This window comes from Psychrobacter sp. 2Y5, assembly GCF_051847375.1.
GTDB lineage: Bacteria > Pseudomonadota > Gammaproteobacteria > Pseudomonadales > Moraxellaceae > Psychrobacter.
On the sequence record NZ_JBPYDA010000003.1, the window covers coordinates 145,564 to 162,872 of the forward strand.

Consider the following 17,309-nt stretch of genomic DNA (forward strand, 5'->3'; position numbering starts at 1 on the left):
TTATCATATCAGTAAATTAGCGGTATACCTAAAGTCTCTCAAACCTTTGAGACGGCTAAAACTGAGCGCAGATTTTTTTCCAAAATAACGTCACTGATGAATGAAATCTCTAAATTTTAACCCAAAAAAGCCCTTTATAAAAAGGGCTTTTATTATTTAACTAGTCGGTATTCATCAAAGACGTTATCGAAGCTACATCGCTGGCAATGGCGGTGGAATAGTGCCTTCAGGCTTACCTCTATCCTTCGATAAATTAACTTCGTTATGCTGATAAATCTTCGGTGGACGTGGATCTTCACCGGCTAAGATATCTTGTAACTGATCGCGATCGATCGTTTCCCACTTCATAAGAGCGTCTACCATCGCATGCATTTTATCTTGATTAGCCTCAATCAGTTCGCGCGCGATATCATACTGTTCTTCTAACATTCGGCGTACTTCATCATCGACTTTTTGCTGCGTAGCTTCAGAAATCGTCCGACCACCACCGCCGAAGTAACCTTGCGAGCTATCATCGTCTTCGTAGACCATGATACCGAGCGCGTCTGACATACCATACTTAGTCACCATCGCCCGCGCCATCTTGGTCGCACGTTCAAAGTCGTTGGAAGCACCCGTTGACATCTGATCGATAAATACCTCTTCTGCGATACGGCCACCGAATAAGATAGCGATATCATTGAGCATTTTCGACTTATACATACTGGTTTGATCATGCTCAGGCAGCTGCCAAGTGACCCCTAGAGCAAAACCACGCGGCATAATCGTTACCTTATGCACCGGATCAGTACCGGGTAGTAATTCAGCAACTAAGGCATGGCCTGATTCGTGATAAGCCGTAGCGCGGCGCTCTTCTTCACGAATCACCATCGATTTGCGCTCAGGACCCATATAGAGCTTATCTTTAGCGTCTTCAAAGTCATTCATATCGACACTACGCTTATTGCGGCGCGCGGCAAATAGTGCTGCCTCGTTGACAAGGTTAGCCAGCTGAGCACCGGTAAAGCCAGGCGTACCACGAGCTAAAGCACGCGCATCCACACTAATAGTATTCGGCAGCTTCTTGAGATGCACTTTTAAGATTTGCTCACGGCCTTTGATATCCGGTAAGCCGACTTGTACCTGACGGTCAAAACGGCCTGGACGTAATAGCGCTTTATCTAGCACGTCGGCACGGTTAGTCGCGGCGATAACAATCACCCCTTCATTACCTTCAAAGCCATCCATCTCAACGAGCAATTGGTTCAGCGTCTGCTCACGCTCGTCATTACCGCCGCCCATACCTGAGCCACGGTGACGACCGACCGCATCGATCTCATCGATAAAGATGATACAAGGCGCACTCTTCTTCGCTTGTTCAAACATATCACGAACACGCGAAGCACCGACACCGACAAACATCTCAACGAAATCAGAACCTGAGATTGAGAAAAACGGTACTTTAGCTTCCCCAGCGATAGCTCGGGCTAGCAAGGTTTTACCAGTACCCGGAGGGCCGACCATCAAGATACCACGAGGGATAGTCGCACCAAGCTTAGTGAACTTATCAGGGTCCCGTAGGAACTCAACCACTTCTACGACTTCTTCTTTGGCCTCTTCACAGCCAGCGACGTCGTTGAAATTAACCTTAATCTGATCTTCACTCAGCATTTTCGCTTTTGACTTACCAAAGCTCATCGGTCCGCCACCTTTACCGCCAGCGCCACCTTGCATATTGCGCATGAAGAATAAGAAGAGACCTATGATCAATAGAATTGGGAAACTGGCAATCAATAGCTGCATCAGTATACTCTGGCGTTTTGGTGCCGTGCCTTCAACCTCGACCTGATTTTCACGTAGCATTGGCATTAACTGCTCATCAGCCACTGCAGGTCTAATAGTCTCAAACGTTGAGCCATTCTTCTTCTCACCAGTGATTTGTTCACCGTCGATCTCAACGCTAGCTACTTGATTTTCTGACACTGCGGTCACAAACTCAGAGTAGTTAAGGTTATCTGGCTCAGATGATTGATCAAAGCCGCTAAACACTAGCACTAGAACGCCGATTACCACCAGCCACAATAAGGTATTTTTTACCATGTCGCTCACAAGCTTTCCCATCCCTACTTATTGGTGTGTCAACTCGACACGTGACGCCTTCAAAGCGTTAACCCATTATTTATTTCAGTCTTTATGTTGACTATATATAGTATATGGTGACTAAACGCCACGATTAAAAGATAAAAACCAATATAAATAAACAGTTATTCTTAGACGACTTCATTTTAATGATTGCTTAAAACAAAGCTAATATACCACGATATATGGTTTTAATCGGTACAATTCAACCACTAGGTATCATTTTTCAGTTAACTATTGTAGCAAGCCTAGCAGCACTTAAACTTATCAAACCACTATCTAATCGCTATCCAAAACATCTCTTTTGAGCGTGGTCTGGAAGCGGCGGGTTTAATACTGCGAACCTTACTAAAGTCACTTTGCATTTGCTGCCTTAGCTCTTGTGTGCCCTCGCCTTGAAAAACTTTCATAATCAGCGCGCCGCCTTTGGGTAGGGTCGCTAAGGCAAAATCTACTGCCAGCTCGCACAGATACATCATACGCGGCTGGTCAACGGCGCTGTTACCAGCGGTGTTGGGTGCCATATCGGATAAGACCACATCGACTTGGCTATCGCCGACTTCTGCCATAATAGCGTCAAAAACCTCAGCTTCGCGAAAATCACCTTGAATAAAGGTGACATCAGCCAAAGCATCCATCGGTAAAATATCCGAGGCAATCAAAGTACCTGTGTCGCCTACTAGCTTGCTCGCTACCTGCGACCAGCTACCAGGAGCACTCCCCAAATCCACTACGGTCATACCTTTGGTGATAATCTGGGTTTTCTCATTGATTTCTAACAGTTTATAAGCTGCGCGGGCACGGTAACCTTCTTTTTGCGCTTGCTTGACATAATGATCATCGAGATGCTCTTTCATCCAAGCACGGCTACTTTTGGAAAGTTTTTTATTTTCGATACGGGTAGCCAAGATGCTTGCTCCTCTAGTGACAACGATGATCTGATGACAAAAGCTATGCAAAAACCAGTTCTAGCATCGTTTTCTTTTATTGATTTAATTTTATGAAATATAGCTTATAAAGTTAACATTATAATGCTGTTTTGTTTGCTAGCTATATCAACCGAAGCCAAGCGGCTCTATAATGCAACAATAGGCTCAGTTTAACATTTCCCTCACTTAAAATCGTCCAAAATCCTACCGAATTCAAGCAAGATAGACTTATATTGCTTATAATACTGATTAAATTTTTTGATGATATTGTCTGGGTCGCCTCAGAATGCTCTGTCGCTGATGCAGGCACTAAAACTTATTGATATAAGGAATGTTATGCAACTTGATAATGAAACAATCAAACGCCTAAAGAGCATTGGCCACGAGCTCAAGCCTATCGTTATGATCGGCAATAAAGGCATCACCCCTGCTATTAGTGAAGAGATCGATAGAGCTTTAACCGATCACGAGTTGATTAAGGTTAAGCTGCCAGCAGGCAGTAAGCATGAGCGTGATATCGTTAGCACTGAGATTGCGACCACGGCGAATGCGAATGTTATTCACACTATCGGCCGTATGGCGCTGTTATTACGCCAAAACCCAAACGCCAACCCTAAGCTGTCAAACTTAGCTCGTCATGCTAATTAATCGATAGCCACTACTGACTTTATAGTAGAAGGTTAGCTTATAATAAAAGCCGCAGCTTATTAGACTTGCGGCTTTTGTCATTTTCACGCTTCTACTTTTGCCATCTTGTTTTGCTGGCCGCTCAGCTCGTTTTAATCATTTAACCTATGAACTGTAAGGCAATCCCTAACATGAGCCAGACTTTTATCCTCAAGCTTGCCACCGATAACTTAATTAATGATGCCAACAAGATTGGCGTGTCCGCTGCACAGTTACAGCAAATTGCAGTTACGGTGACGGCTAGCATTGCAGATTTGGCTAATACTGATAGTGATGAGTTAAACGCAAAGAGTAGCGCAGTCAATACCAGCTTAAATCTCAGGTATGAGATTGAGCTACCTTCTATAACTTTACTTGAGCAGCTGCAGTGGCCACTATGGAATAAAGAGAAAGTTGGCTTCAAGGATTATTTATGGGAGCAAACTTGCCTAGAATGCTTTATAACCAATAACGCGGCAAGCTATGTTGAGATCAATGCCAGTCCAAATGGTCAATACGCTGTCTATCAGTTTGCAGACTACCGTACCCCTGCTACGCTGCCACCCACTCCTTTATTGATAAAAGACAGCCAACACCCTGCCGCTATTCAATGGCACGATACCGCATTGGCAAGTAGCGATATCTTAACCAAACAGCGCCGATTCTCAATCTCATTAGATAAGCTGCCCTACCCTATATTGAATCCTGACCCTACTGCCTTGATACATCCTTGCGTCATTATTTATTTTAATGAGATTCCGCTTTATTTCGCACCCTATCATACCTCTCCAGCTGATTTTCATCAGCGCCAGCATTGGTCATACCTTCAACTTGATAAACAGCTATAAAGTAGCGAAAACTCATAGGCGTACAATAAAAACCCAGTAATGATCTAGATGACATTACTGGGTTTATTTGCTTAACTGACGACAGTTAGATCATAACTCACTATGGCAAGTGCTGAAGCATTTACTCGTCAGCCATCGCTAAGTAGATACCACGGTTTGAGGCATCATCAACATATTGCGAATCGCGCCATGTGGTATAGCTGTGCGTGCCACTATATGGATTAATGCTGTTTTGACGGAAGTCAGAGACCCAGCCATTGCCATCAAAAATCTGAATATGACCATGTGGGCGGCTTGAAGTACGATTAAAAACAACAACGTCACCGACTTGCGGCTGCATGTCGTTGCTGATCTTAGTAAAACCTGCATTAGCTAGCGTACCGCGTGTGGCATACTGATAAGCGGATGGGTTGGGCGTAAACTCGTAACCGGCAGATTGTAGCGCTTTACGGACATAACGAGCGCAGTAACCAGAGCTTCTAGACAATGCTGCTCTTGAAGCACGGGCAGCAGCGAGAGCAGGAGCTGAGTTACTATCTGGGATGTTATTGCGAATTTGTTGTTGTCTTTCGTAAGATAAACGGCTAGTTAGCGACGCTAACTGATATTCTTTTTGCTTCGCATGAGCGCTTAGGTTATCGATAGCCTGACTGATTTCGTCATTGCTAAAAACATGAGCACCACTGTTGGTGCTGTAGATGTTCTGGCTAGAACCGTAGTTCGAAGCAGCAGAGATATTAGTGATGGTATGAGTCAAGGTATTATTTGATTGAAAGGTCGTTTCTACAGCACCACTTGTTTGTGCTATGCCCATTCCCAGTACTGACAAAATTAATAAAGCTTGTTTCATAAATTTACTACCTATTGTTAATACAAGATCGCTCGTCATCCATAACGAAGCATCAATTAATTTAAAGGATATAACCATCAAACAATCATGATAAAATCCTAGGTGTAGCAGCTAACCCTCTAGTCTTAAGCGCCTGACACTAGCATCATTAATAGTCCTGTCATCCGCCTCGTAGATTGTCCGCTTCAACCTTATATCTAGCAATGAGCAATACGATGTCAAAAAAACAACCCAATCGACTTGCCCAGCTTATCGATCATCAAGCATTTGCTGGTAACGCGCTACCTCGGAGCTTGAGCGATAATATGCGTGTGTTTATCCAAGCAACCACTGAGATAAAAAAACTATTGGTAGATTGTCTACCAGAAGAGATTCTTAATACCTGCTGGGTTGTCGGTCTGACTAATGAGCAACTCACACTCAGTGTAGGTTCAGTAACTGCTGCTAATCACATTCGCTATTTACAAAATGCTTACTTATCGGTGTTAACAGAGCAGTCAATTACATTTCAACAACTCAAGCAAATCAACGTCGTGGTAGCTCATACTGCCGCTCATAATTCTAAAGTTTCAGAAAAATCAGTGGTCTCAAAATCCGATCAAACCAATATAAATCAGGCTCTTAGCCAAAACACAAAACGGACTATATCACAGGCAGCGGAGCATGTCACCACAGATAAAAACCTGCAAAAAGCGCTTTTACGGCTGGTAAATGACTGAAAATCTGTAGTTTACATTGTAAACTTATGTAAAAAAACCCCTCAAAAATAATCAAGACTAACCCATTCTCTAGAATTTTTGACACAAAAAAAAACGTCCAACGAAGATTGTCTTTAACTTGACATCGTCATTGGACGTTTTCTGATAGCTGTTAGCTTTTATACCATCTAACTTTCAGCGATTTAATCTAGCTTTAACACTCTAATATAGTCAAAATTATGAATGTTTTACTTCGTAAACTATGTAATATTGCGTAAATGTTGCGATACATCCTGTATGTTCGTGTATTTATCCTTCAACAACTAGCCCAGAAAGAGGTAAATATTCGATAGGACAAGTTACATTGTCATCAAATGTTACAATTTCAAAGTTATTTGGATCAGATAATATCTCGCGAACCAATAAGTTATTTAGAGCATGGCCTGATTTGTAAGCACTAAACCGACCCAATATAGGATACCCGATGAGATATAAGTCGCCTAATGCATCCAATATCTTATGACGGACGAACTCATCGTTGAAGCGTAGACCTTCAGCATTCAATACTCTCGCCTCATCAATGACAATAGCATTGTCCATGTTGCCACCTAAAGCGAGGTTATTTTTGCGCAGTGCTTCGATATCTTTCATAAAACCGAAAGTGCGCGCTTCGCTTAACTGCTCAATGAAGTTATGAGTAGAGAGGTGAAACTGGGCATGTTGAAAGTCTTTGTCGAAGGCAGGATGATCGAAGTCAATCTCGAAATTCATCTCAAAGCCATTATAAGGGCGAAGTTCAGCCCATTTGTCATCGACCTTAACTCGTACTGGTCTGACGATTCTTAGGAACTTCTTAGCCGCTTCTTGCTCTTCAAAGCCAGCTTGTAGTAATAAGCCTACAAAAGGTGCAGCGCTACCATCCATGATAGGAATCTCACTTGCGGAGACTCGTATCAGTAAATTATCCACACCAAGGCCAGCAATAGCGCTTAGCAAGTGCTCAACGGTACCTACGCGTGTACCCCCAAACACTAAATTAGAAGACATCATAGTATCTTGCACCAAAAAGGCACTGGCTGGAATCGGTTCTGAGCCTAGTATATCGGAACGCTCAAAAACAACACCGGTGTCAACAGGCTGTGGATGAAACTCGAGATCCACTGGCTGACCACTATGTAATCCGGTACCAGTGACCGCTAAAGCTGTTTTTATAGTTCTTTGATTCATGGCTGTAATCCCACATATTTTGTTACAATTGCCCTAGTGTACCATTACTACCCCTTAATTCGCTATAGCCAAAAAACACTAATTTCCATATTTAAGCTATTAACAATACTCATTGTCATAGTCTTTTTAACTATATTTATTCATCAAAGGCTAGCTAAGAGTAGATAAATCAAGGTGTACAGCTTTGACATTGATTATAAACAACCTTTCTCTAAACCCTTATTTTTACTCAATAATATTAACCACTCACAACATATTTTCAACGATTAAACCCAATATTGAAATTTAATTTTGGGGTTTATTAATACTAATCGTCATATTTTTAAACAAAAAAACCAGCGTTGATACGCTGGTTTTTCGTTGCAGGCTCAAATGAGCAAGTAATTAAATGCAGTCTATTTATTTTGCTGACGCTTTAGGTAATCTTGGATACTGTTGGTCTTAGTTTGCGGCTGTTCTTGCGGCACTGTACGCGGCGCAGTGTCTTGATATTGCTGTGCTTGAGTTTGTTTTTGACTATTTAAAGCGCTCGTATGTGTGCTTGGGTCTACTGATTGAGTGCTAGTCACGGAAGGCACTGGCATTTCAGGGATGTCTTCATTCAAAGTCAGACCGGTTGCGATAACGGTAACATGCAAATCATCACCCATCTTCTCATCGATGACCGAACCATAAAAGATATTGGCGTCGTCATTATCAGTGATACCTTCGACGATTTCACTGATTTGACTGAACTCGTCTAAAGATAGCGACTCAGAGGAGATGACGTTGACTAGCAAGCCTTTAGCGTTTTCTAGGCGTAAATCGTCAAGCAGAGGTGATCTGATCGCTTTCTCAGTGGCTTGACGCGCACGGTCATCGCCGCTAGCACGGCCGATACCCATCATCGCATGCCCTTTAGCGGTCATCGCCGTACGGATATCATTAAAATCGATATTGATAAGTCCTTCACGAGCGATAGTTTCAGCAATACCTTGCACGGCATGTAATAGAACATCATCCGCTTTTTTGAAAGCGTCTTGCATTGAGATATTACCGTAGATACTCATCAGCTTATCATTAGGAATAGTAATGATAGAATCCACAAAGTTGGTCAATTGCTCAATGCCTGCTTTGGCCGCTTTGATGCGTTTGCCACCTTCAAACTTAAAGGGTGTTGTGACTACAGCGACAGTCAGCACTTCTAACTCTTTGGCGATACGAGCCACGACTGGAGCGGCGCCTGTACCCGTACCACCGCCCATACCGGCAGTAATAAATACCATGTCAGAGTTCTCTAGCATCTCACGGATCGCTTCTTCCTCGCTTTCCGCAGCCTCACGTCCGACTTCTGGGTTGGCACCAGCGCCGAGACCGCGATTAGTCTTAGCGCCAAGCTGGAGCTTATTAGGAGCGGTTAGCCGATCTAGCGCTTGTCTATCGGTATTGGCACAGACAAAAGTGACGCCTCTGATACCTTGCTGCACCATATGCTCCACTGCATTACCGCCACCGCCGCCTACCCCAAATACAGTGAAGCGCGCTTGGCCATTGTCTTGAACTTGACTATCATCTGGCATGGTATATTTTGACATAAAAAGAGTTCTCCAGTTGCAAATAGCGTAAGGGTCGACACGTCATAGTGCAGGCAGGTTCTGTCATATCGACTGACTATATATAAATGTATTTAAATAAAATGAGTATAAGTATATCTTAGTTTAGTTTTCAAACTATCTTTTCAAACTATCATAGTATCTTTTTGAAGACGTTAGTAAAACGCTGACCGACTCTTTGGAAGGTGCCTTTTACTCGGCTTTCTTGAATAGCTTCGGGCTCGCTTTGTTCACTATGACGAAACTGCTCGCTCTGACTATATAATAAAGCCCCAAAAGCCGTATGATAAGCTCGATCATTAATCTGAGTATTAAGCTGTTTAAAGGTATCTTCATTGTCAAAATGATTAAAAGCGCTGATGGCCGGATGAGTATTACTCATGACGACAGGCATTTTTAATAATTTTTTGGCAAAAGGCACCATACCTTTAATCGTACTACCACCGCCTGTCAAAACGATGCCGCGATCGATAAAACCTATCAAATCCGCGTCATGTAGCTGACGCGCTACTTCGGTAAATATCTGAATAAACCGCGCCTCAATAATGCGGGCTAAATTGTAAATGCCGATATTGATCTCATCATTTGAGCCTTGTGGCTTAAACAAAAAGAACGCGCTAGGGTCTATACTATTGGTATCGACGGTGCCATAGGACTTTTTGAGTCTCTCAGCTTCTATCATCGAGATACCCACATCGGCTGAGATATCCATAGTCACTTCATGACTACCGCTAGCGATACAATGGGTAAAGATAAGCTTGTTTTCTTTATAAACACAAATACTCGTGGTGCTCGCACCGATATTCACCAAACAGACGCCCTGTTGACGCTCCTCGCTCATCAAGCTGTACTCTGCACTAGTGACCGCATCAAAGACGATATGGTCGATACCTACATCGCAGCTTTGCAAGAGTTTTTGAATATTTTGGCGGCTAGCCACTGGCATCATCATCATGTGATAAAGCACAGTGATGTTTTTGGCAATCATCTCGATAGCATCATCGACCATGGAGTCCATATCATCAATATAGATACCTTGCTGACAACAGTGCATCAGATAATAATCAGAGGGCAAGTCTTTAGTTTTTGCGTTGGACAATGCCTGTACCATGTCTTTAGCTAGCACCACCTCTTCTTCAACAGCAACCTGTCCGGTACTATTCTTACTAAGTAACTCAGGGGTCGCTAAAGTCAGCCAGACGCTATGTACACGGCAATTTGCGGTATCTTCTGCTTCTTGGATGGCTTGTTTAATCGCACTTTGTAGACGTTCGCGATGCTTGATTCGACCTTGATAGAAGTCATTGTTTTTGACTTGACCGACACCCATGATACGGATGTCTTTTGCAGAGACAACACTACCAATCACAGCATAAACTGCAGTGGCACTAAGATGGACAACAACTAGATTTTCAGTATTTTTCATGTTATCAGACAAATTATCGCTAATCAGGGAACGATTTCACATTCCCATTAATCATTAAAAAGTACTTGCGAAGCAATCTATCTAACGAGTTTCGTTAAATTATCCTTTAGAAAACTCTAAAGTAAAGATCCATTTCACAAAGATGAATAAAATATAAGCTAAAGATTAGCTGCACTGTCGGTGCTAGCCGTCTCATTCTCTGCTTTGACATGCCAAGCTATAGTAAAGCCGTTTTTGTAACGTAGATCTATCGACTGCATCTCACTACGACGATCATGCAATTGCGCGGCCAATAATTGGCTCAGACTTAGTAACTTCTGAGCGGTATTTTCATTATCTACAATCACACGTAAGCCATTATCAAAACGAACCAACCACGTCATACGCGGCGTCAAGATAATATCTTCAACTTGCATTTCAAGCGGCGCATACCAGTCGTTGATCTGCTGCATTTGCTGCATGATGACCGGTGCTTGCTCGATAGCGCCTTGCAAGGTTGCAAACTGAGGTTGGCGCAAGTCGCTACTATCAGCAGGTACAAACACCTCGCCTTTAGCGTCTACTAGTCGCTCAGTACCAAAATTGGCAATCGCTTGTTTTGGGAGCGCGGTTATAACAATCCCGCGTTGCCAATCTCGAGTCACACTCACCTGATCAACCCAAGCGGGTCTCATTGCGATATCACGTAAAGACTGCAAATCATTGGTAAAAAAGCTGCTAACGGTTTGCTGACTCATCGTCTGTTGCAAGCTCTGATACTGAACCGCGCTCAGTCCTTGAGTGCTGACCTGTATCGTAGCAGGCGGCGCGTCGCGTAAAGCCTTAGCACCCATAGCTAATATCAATAATAACAGGGCAACTACGATAGCCGTAAAAAAATATTTAGCCGAATTTGGGAGTGGTAAGCTTCGTTTCGGACGATCCGGTTTACTATTCATGAGCTCAGCCACATCATCGACAGTTTGAGCCATAATTGCATCCGTCCCTATACTCGATTGATTTTACACTTAATATGTACTAAATCTTACTAAATACTGGCGTAACGAGCTTCAGTAGTCCGTTCATTTACAAAGGTATTTTAAAGTTGTTTTTAACAGTACGATTAGTGAGCGCTTGACTGAGTGCTGCTAGGGTTAAAATGCGACAATCCTAGCAAAAACAATACAATCACTGCAATATTAACGTATTTTCTAGCTAAACAATAGCCTAACCCGAGTTGTGATTAAGGAATTTACACAAGTTTACACTAAGCTATGTTATAGCAAGTTTAGCTCGGGTTATTGCATGTCATTTGCTTTGATTAAATTGAGCCTACAAAGCTACAAAGTCTGCGATAAAATATGCCAACATAAGCTATCAAAATCCATGCCGCGAGCTTTGGCAGCCATAGGTACTAAGCTATGACTAGTCATCCCAGGTACGGTATTAATCTCCAGCAACCAAAAGCTCCCGCTATTGTCCTGCATCGCATCGATACGACCCCAGCCTTTAGCATCTACCGCTCGAAAAGCGGCTAGGCTCAGCTCTTGTAAATGCTGTTCATCACTAGCACTCAGACCACAAGGGATATAGTAGCTGGTATCGTTGCGATTATATTTAGCTTCAAAATCATAAAAGTTGCTAATATCAGCAGGCTCTAAGCGAATGATTGGATAAGCTTCATCATCGACAATAACGATAGTGAATTCGCGTCCGGTAATCCAGCGCTCAGCCATAACCGCATCACCGCACTGTACCGCAGTAGCATAGGCAGCTGGTAGCTCATCTAAATGGTTGACCTTAGTCATACCGATGCTAGAGCCTTCGTGTACTGGCTTAATGATTAAAGGCAGACCGAGCATATTGACCACTTGCTGCCAGTCGGTATCCGCGGTCAGTAATGAGAATGGCGCTGTCGACAGACCACAACCCTGCCACAGCTGCTTAGTACGTACCTTGTCCATGCCAAGCGCCGAAGCCAATACCCCTGAGCCGGTTTGCGGAATATCTAACCACTGCAATACGCCTTGCAATAGCCCATCTTCACCGCCGCGACCATGTAAGACATTAAACACACGGTCATAAGCACGCAGCTCAGTGATGTCTTGATCTTTTGGATCAAAATGCTCGGCATCAACGCCCTGATTTTGTAGCGCTTGTAATACTGCTGCGCCACTATCTAAAGAGACCGTGCGCTCATTACTGTTGCCGCCATATACTACCGCAACCTTGCCAAACACACTGGCGTCTTTGACTAGCGGAGCAGCGCTTAAAGCTTGGTCATTATCGACTGGTTCGTTATCAAACGCTTGCTTATCATTGGCCTCTTGCTCACTTTGAGCTGCCGCTAATGCCGGTTCTGGGTTTTCTATATTGGCTTCATGAATGTGCTCGTTACTATCTTGCGTGAGGCTTTGACTATTTTGACGATTCATATATAAATTCCTAACGTTCTTTTGAAGGCTAAGCGCGGCGCTCTATCATGGTAGAGCCGACTATTTCAGAGGCTATTTTAAATACAATTGATTAGCAGCCAATTCAACCGCAATCTGCCCGACATTACCCGCACCTTGGGTGATAAGCATATCGTTAGCTTTTAGCAAACGCTGCATCACTGGCGCTATATTATCTTTATCAACGATAGTCGGTTCCACTTCACCGCGCAGACGAATGCTACGGGCGAGCGACTTGGTATCTGCGCCATTGATATGGTTTTCGCCTGCAGAATACACCTCTAATAATAATAACTCATCGACGCTAGAGAGTACTTCCACAAAATCATCGAAACAGTCGCGAGTACGGCTATAACGATGCGGCTGGAACATCATCACCAAACGGCGCTCAGGAAAGCTTTGGCGAGCGGCTTTAATCGTGGCATCAACTTCTTTAGGATGATGGCCATAATCATCAATCAATAACACATCACCCTCATCAAGGGCGACCGCTTCATGCTGCTCAAAACGACGTCCGACTCCAGCGAACTTCTGCAACGCACGAGTGATGGCTTCATCATCCACGCCCTCATCAGTTGCCATAGTAATAGCGGCAAGCGCGTTATAGACATTATGAATCCCTGGAATATTAAGGGTCAAACGCAGTGGCTCATGATCGCGGCGTAATACGGTAAAATGGGTTTTGGTTCCTTCCGCTACCACATCAATCGCCTGTACATCATTAAAAGGCTCAAGTCCAAAAGTCAGTACCGGACGGCCAATATCATCAATCATGTCATATAACTCAGCATCATCACCGCAAACTACCGCTAGGCCATAAAAAGGCATGTTTTGTAAAAACTGAATGTAGGCGGCTTTGAGTTTATCGAAGCTATTCTCATAGGTTTCCATATGGTCTTGATCGATATTAGTGACAATGGCAGACATTGGATGTAGGGTCAAAAATGAAGCATCTGACTCATCTGCTTCAGCAACTAAATAACGACTACTACCAAGCGCGGCGTTCTTGCCCGACGCGTTGAGCTTACCACCGATCACATAAGTAGGGTCTAGCTGACCCTCAGCCATCATCATCGTCAGTAGACTGGTCGTCGTGGTTTTGCCATGCGCGCCTGCCACGGCGATACCATGACGATAGCGCATCAGCTCACCGAGCATATCGGCGCGGCGTACCACAGGCAAACGCGCTTTTAGCGCCGCTTCAATCTCAGGATTGCTACGATCAATAGCTGATGACACCACAATCACATCAGCATTGGAGATATTCTTTGAGTCATGACCGATAAATATCTCGATGCCAATACTCGCCAAACGCTGAGTCACTAGGCTGTCGTTAATGTCAGAACCGCTGACTTGATAGCCTTGGTTATTCATCACCTCAGCGATACCGCACATCCCTGAGCCGCCAATACCAACAAAATGCAAATGCTGAATACGGCGCATCTCTGGGATCTCAATCAGGCGTTTTGGCAGAGCTTTAGTAGAGGTAGGCATAAAAGGGTCTCAATAGAAAAAGTAAATATATAAAGATTAAAAGCTAAGAGTCAGAAATAAAAAGTGGTAGCAAGACTACAACACTTACAACGAATCCCAAATGATATCAGACACTTGCCTAGTAGCACTACGGTTGGCAAGCGCATGGCCTTTTTCTGCCATCTCTAGACAGCTGGCACGGTCAAGGGCGCTTAGCTCATTGCTCAGACGTTCGGGCGTCAGCTCAGATTGCGGCAATAAAATAGCGGCACCATGATCGGTTAAGGTACGCGCATTAGCAGTCTGATGATCATCGACAGCATGTGGCAGCGGTACAAATATGGCTGGGATACCAACGTTTTGAATCTCAGTCACTGTGAGTGCTCCTGCGCGACAAACGATCACATTCGCCCAATTATAAGCGGCAGCCATATCATCGATAAACGGCTGAACTTGCGTGCTATGACGGCTCAAGTCTTCATTATCGTAAGCCGCTTGGGTGGCTGCCTCGTTATTACGTCCACATTGATGCCGCACCGCAAAAGGCCTATCTATCAAAGCCAAGGCTTTGGGAACATTATCATTGAGCACTTGCGCACCCAAAGAGCCGCCAACGACTAGCAAGCGTAGCGGCGAATCATCATCGATATCATACCGATCTGTAGGAGCGGCTACCCCAGTAATCGTATTACGTACCGGATTGCCCACCGTTTCAAGCTTAGAATCTTGCTGACTGTTGCCAAAAGTATCCTCAAAAGCTTGCAAGACTTTGGTCGCCACCTTGGCCAGATAACGGTTACTCATTCCGGCAATGGCGTTTTGCTCATGGATAATAAGCGGGGTGCCGGTCATACGCGCCGCGATACCACCAGGAGCAGTTACGTAACCACCAAAGCCCACTACCATATCAATCTGATTGCTACGAATCACTTTCATCGCCGCCATCGTCGCTGACAGTAAAGTCACGGGCAGTTTCAATAAGCGCCCAATGCCTTTACCGCGTAGACCTTGCATATCAATAGCATGAAACGGATAACCAAGGGGTTCAACCAAACCATTCTCCATACCCTTTGGCGTACCTAGCCAGTGAATAATAGCACCGCGCTTAGTCAACTCCTCGCTTACGGCAAGCGCTGGAAACACATGCCCGCCAGTACCAGCAGCCATCATTAATATATGCGGAGTCTTCATGCACGTCTGCCTATCTTTACTTTATTTATATGAAGGGGTTATTGTTTTGCCGTTGTGCCCGTATCGAGACATTTTTGCACTATAAAACCTCGCATAGTATAGAGGAAATTACTATCTGATATATAGTGCTTTCTACCTGGTATATAACAAAAATCCAAGCCGTGAATAATCACAACTCGGTGTTATAGTTGACTGCTATATAAAAATAGAAAAACAAAGCTTAACGGCGCTTTAAAATCCGAGTTTTGCCCAGTAATGATATACCTTTATAACCTCGAAGTTTCAGCGTATCACCTGTCAACTCAGCTTTTCCAGAAAACGTTCTTCCGGTTTCTGGCTCAATCCCTGAACCCTTGATGTATTTATTAGCATCATTAGGATCTGTTTCCAAATCCCAAAGCACAGTCGCACCCACCAAAGGCTTGTTTTTAAACTTACCTTTGCACTCATTACAGACTTTTTTGTCTTTGGCTCTGGGGTCTAGTATCTCAACGATTTTTGCTGAAAGCTTGCCGTTGTTCTCAGAGAATCTCAATACCGCATCGGGCTGACCATTATCATTATAAGTAGTCCATTTGGTATTATTTAGCTGATCTGCTGCACTAGCGCTAAGACTAAAGGCTAAGCCAACAGTGAGTACCAATGATTTGGTAAATGTGTCCATATTACGTCCTTGTGGTTGAAAACTTAGATAATACTGCCTCAGCGTTTAAAGCTTCAATATGCCACTAGCTTATTGCAATATAGCTTAGCACAACTGCCTTTATGCAACTGTGCTGCTAAGTTCGCTATTCATCACGCTTTTATTACTGATCTGTCTTAAATATCAAATAGCCAGCTTGTTTTCAACAGCGATTATGAAATCGACACCGATATCTGTGCCGCATTGATCATCGATCTCGCGTACACAAGTGGGACTCGTGACATTAATCTCCGTGATACGGCCGCCGATTAAGTCCAAGCCAACAAACATCAGCCCTTTTTCTTTGACAATAGGGGCAACCGCTTGCGCCACTTTGCGCTCGGTGTCAGTCAGCGGCATCGCCACACCGCTACCGCCAGCAGCTAAGTTACCGCGAGTCTCGCCTTTGACCGGAATACGCGCTAAGCAGTAATCGACCACTTCGCCATCAACGATAAGCACGCGCTTATCACCTTCTTTAATCTCCGGTAAATAACGCTGCGCCATAATAGGCAGCGTCTCAAGCTCCGTTAATATCTCAAGGGTAACGCCAATATTAGCGCTATCAGCAGTGAGGCGGAAGATGCCGGTGCCGCCCATGCCGTCTAGAGGCTTGACAATAACGTCTTGCTGCTCAGTAATAAACTTGCGAATATGGGCTTGTTTGCTCGTGACAATCGTCGGGCTCATGTACTCGCTGAACCAAGTCGCAAATAGCTTTTCATTACAATCGCGAATCGCTTTTGGATCGTTAACCACTAACACACCAGCCGCTTTGGCATGATCGAGCATATAAGTGGCATAAACAAAACGCATATCAAACGGCGGATCTTTACGCATCAAAATAACATCATAATCACTAACCGGAGCAGTCGTCTTCTCGCCTAAACTATAGAAGTGCTCAGGGTTGCGATACACTGTGACTGGCTGCGAGTCTATCATCAGCTGACCCCGATCTAGCCATAAGTCATGAATCTGACAATAGCCTAATGTATGGCCGCGATCTTGCGCCGCCCACATCATCGCAAGACTGGTATCTTTTTTATAATTGACAAGTTCAATAGGATCCATGATGACTAGTATATTTAGGGGTTTTGTAGCTGTTTGGTTTTTCATATTCATAATAGGGCTCACTATTTTTATTATTGTTTAGATAAGAATTCTCTTAAACTGAGGT

Annotated in this window: 15 protein-coding genes; 3 read left to right on the forward strand and 12 right to left on the reverse strand. The window is 43.9% G+C overall.

The window, feature by feature from the left end:
* Window positions 1-192 precede the first annotated feature (192 nt).
* A complete protein-coding gene (ftsH, locus tag ACS8E3_RS04270) occupies window positions 193-2,088 on the reverse strand; it encodes an ATP-dependent zinc metalloprotease FtsH (protein ID WP_439241584.1) in 1,896 nt (631 codons plus the stop codon).
* 305 nt (window positions 2,089-2,393) lie between these two features.
* Window positions 2,394-3,026 (reverse strand): RlmE family RNA methyltransferase, encoded by a 633-nt coding sequence (locus ACS8E3_RS04275; protein WP_439241586.1) that lies wholly within the window; start codon window positions 3,024-3,026, stop codon window positions 2,394-2,396.
* A gap of 357 nt (window positions 3,027-3,383) precedes the next feature.
* On the opposite strand from ACS8E3_RS04275, the gene ACS8E3_RS04280 reads away from it, so the two are divergent.
* Together ACS8E3_RS04280 and ACS8E3_RS04285 are read left to right on the forward strand one after the other, a co-directional pair.
* Entirely contained in the window at window positions 3,384-3,695 is a 312-nt protein-coding gene (locus tag ACS8E3_RS04280; protein WP_439241588.1) for a YhbY family RNA-binding protein, read from the forward strand.
* 170 nt (window positions 3,696-3,865) lie between these two features.
* Window positions 3,866-4,561 (forward strand): DOMON domain-containing protein, encoded by a 696-nt coding sequence (locus tag ACS8E3_RS04285; RefSeq protein ID WP_439241590.1) that lies wholly within the window; start codon window positions 3,866-3,868, stop codon window positions 4,559-4,561.
* 121 nt (window positions 4,562-4,682) lie between these two features.
* On the opposite strand, the gene ACS8E3_RS04290 is transcribed toward ACS8E3_RS04285, so the two are convergent.
* Window positions 4,683-5,411 (reverse strand): CHAP domain-containing protein, encoded by a 729-nt coding sequence (locus tag ACS8E3_RS04290; protein ID WP_439241592.1) that lies wholly within the window; start codon window positions 5,409-5,411, stop codon window positions 4,683-4,685.
* A 215-nt stretch (window positions 5,412-5,626) separates the two neighbouring features.
* Between ACS8E3_RS04290 and ACS8E3_RS04295 the strand changes: the two genes are divergently transcribed.
* Complete coding sequence (locus ACS8E3_RS04295) at window positions 5,627-6,130, forward strand: hypothetical protein (RefSeq protein WP_439241594.1); 504 nt, start codon at window positions 5,627-5,629, stop codon at window positions 6,128-6,130.
* Window positions 6,131-6,418: 288 nt separating this feature from the next.
* On the opposite strand, the gene lpxC is transcribed toward ACS8E3_RS04295, so the two are convergent.
* From lpxC to gshB, 9 genes are all read right to left on the reverse strand, one after another.
* Window positions 6,419-7,336: a UDP-3-O-acyl-N-acetylglucosamine deacetylase gene (lpxC, locus tag ACS8E3_RS04300; RefSeq protein ID WP_439241596.1), complete on the reverse strand. Its 918-nt coding sequence runs from the start codon at window positions 7,334-7,336 to the stop codon at window positions 6,419-6,421.
* A gap of 395 nt (window positions 7,337-7,731) precedes the next feature.
* The gene (ftsZ, locus tag ACS8E3_RS04305) at window positions 7,732-8,910 is read right to left on the reverse strand and encodes a cell division protein FtsZ (RefSeq protein WP_439241598.1); all 1,179 of its coding nucleotides are present in this window, start codon (window positions 8,908-8,910) and stop codon (window positions 7,732-7,734) included.
* A 151-nt stretch (window positions 8,911-9,061) separates the two neighbouring features.
* On the reverse strand, window positions 9,062-10,354 hold the full coding sequence (gene ftsA, locus ACS8E3_RS04310; RefSeq protein ID WP_439241600.1) for a cell division protein FtsA: 1,293 nt from the start codon (window positions 10,352-10,354) through the stop codon (window positions 9,062-9,064).
* Window positions 10,355-10,512: 158 nt separating this feature from the next.
* The gene (locus ACS8E3_RS04315) at window positions 10,513-11,325 is read right to left on the reverse strand and encodes a cell division protein FtsQ/DivIB (RefSeq protein ID WP_439241602.1); all 813 of its coding nucleotides are present in this window, start codon (window positions 11,323-11,325) and stop codon (window positions 10,513-10,515) included.
* Between the two features lie 348 nt (window positions 11,326-11,673).
* Window positions 11,674-12,768, reverse strand: coding sequence for a D-alanine--D-alanine ligase (locus tag ACS8E3_RS04320; protein WP_439241604.1), 1,095 nt, complete (start codon window positions 12,766-12,768; stop codon window positions 11,674-11,676).
* A gap of 72 nt (window positions 12,769-12,840) precedes the next feature.
* Entirely contained in the window at window positions 12,841-14,280 is a 1,440-nt protein-coding gene (gene murC, locus ACS8E3_RS04325) for a UDP-N-acetylmuramate--L-alanine ligase (protein WP_439241606.1), read from the reverse strand.
* A gap of 84 nt (window positions 14,281-14,364) precedes the next feature.
* A complete protein-coding gene (gene murG, locus ACS8E3_RS04330; RefSeq protein ID WP_439241608.1) occupies window positions 14,365-15,450 on the reverse strand; it encodes an undecaprenyldiphospho-muramoylpentapeptide beta-N-acetylglucosaminyltransferase in 1,086 nt (361 codons plus the stop codon).
* Between the two features lie 220 nt (window positions 15,451-15,670).
* The gene (locus ACS8E3_RS04335) at window positions 15,671-16,114 is read right to left on the reverse strand and encodes a DUF2147 domain-containing protein (RefSeq protein WP_439241609.1); all 444 of its coding nucleotides are present in this window, start codon (window positions 16,112-16,114) and stop codon (window positions 15,671-15,673) included.
* Between the two features lie 162 nt (window positions 16,115-16,276).
* Window positions 16,277-17,248, reverse strand: coding sequence for a glutathione synthase (gene gshB, locus ACS8E3_RS04340; RefSeq protein WP_439241937.1), 972 nt, complete (start codon window positions 17,246-17,248; stop codon window positions 16,277-16,279).
* Window positions 17,249-17,309: the final 61 nt, after the last annotated feature.

Excerpts from the sequence above, each read along its gene's own strand:
- ACS8E3_RS04335 (WP_439241609.1), bottom strand. The coding sequence starts at position 16,114 with ATGGACACATTTACCAAATCATTGGTACTCACTGTTGGCTTAGCCTTT.
- ACS8E3_RS04285 (WP_439241590.1), top strand. The coding sequence starts at position 3,866 with ATGAGCCAGACTTTTATCCTCAAGCTTGCCACCGATAACTTAATTAAT.
- ACS8E3_RS04290 (WP_439241592.1), bottom strand. The coding sequence starts at position 5,411 with ATGAAACAAGCTTTATTAATTTTGTCAGTACTGGGAATGGGCATAGCA.
- murG (WP_439241608.1), bottom strand. The coding sequence starts at position 15,450 with ATGAAGACTCCGCATATATTAATGATGGCTGCTGGTACTGGCGGGCAT.
- ftsA (WP_439241600.1), bottom strand. The coding sequence starts at position 10,354 with ATGAAAAATACTGAAAATCTAGTTGTTGTCCATCTTAGTGCCACTGCA.
- ACS8E3_RS04280 (WP_439241588.1), top strand. The coding sequence starts at position 3,384 with ATGCAACTTGATAATGAAACAATCAAACGCCTAAAGAGCATTGGCCAC.
- murC (WP_439241606.1), bottom strand. The coding sequence starts at position 14,280 with ATGCCTACCTCTACTAAAGCTCTGCCAAAACGCCTGATTGAGATCCCA.
- gshB (WP_439241937.1), bottom strand. The coding sequence starts at position 17,248 with ATGAAAAACCAAACAGCTACAAAACCCCTAAATATACTAGTCATCATG.
- ACS8E3_RS04315 (WP_439241602.1), bottom strand. The coding sequence starts at position 11,325 with ATGGCTCAAACTGTCGATGATGTGGCTGAGCTCATGAATAGTAAACCG.
- lpxC (WP_439241596.1), bottom strand. The coding sequence starts at position 7,336 with ATGAATCAAAGAACTATAAAAACAGCTTTAGCGGTCACTGGTACCGGA.
- ftsZ (WP_439241598.1), bottom strand. The coding sequence starts at position 8,910 with ATGTCAAAATATACCATGCCAGATGATAGTCAAGTTCAAGACAATGGC.
- ACS8E3_RS04320 (WP_439241604.1), bottom strand. The coding sequence starts at position 12,768 with ATGAATCGTCAAAATAGTCAAAGCCTCACGCAAGATAGTAACGAGCAC.
- ACS8E3_RS04295 (WP_439241594.1), top strand. The coding sequence starts at position 5,627 with ATGTCAAAAAAACAACCCAATCGACTTGCCCAGCTTATCGATCATCAA.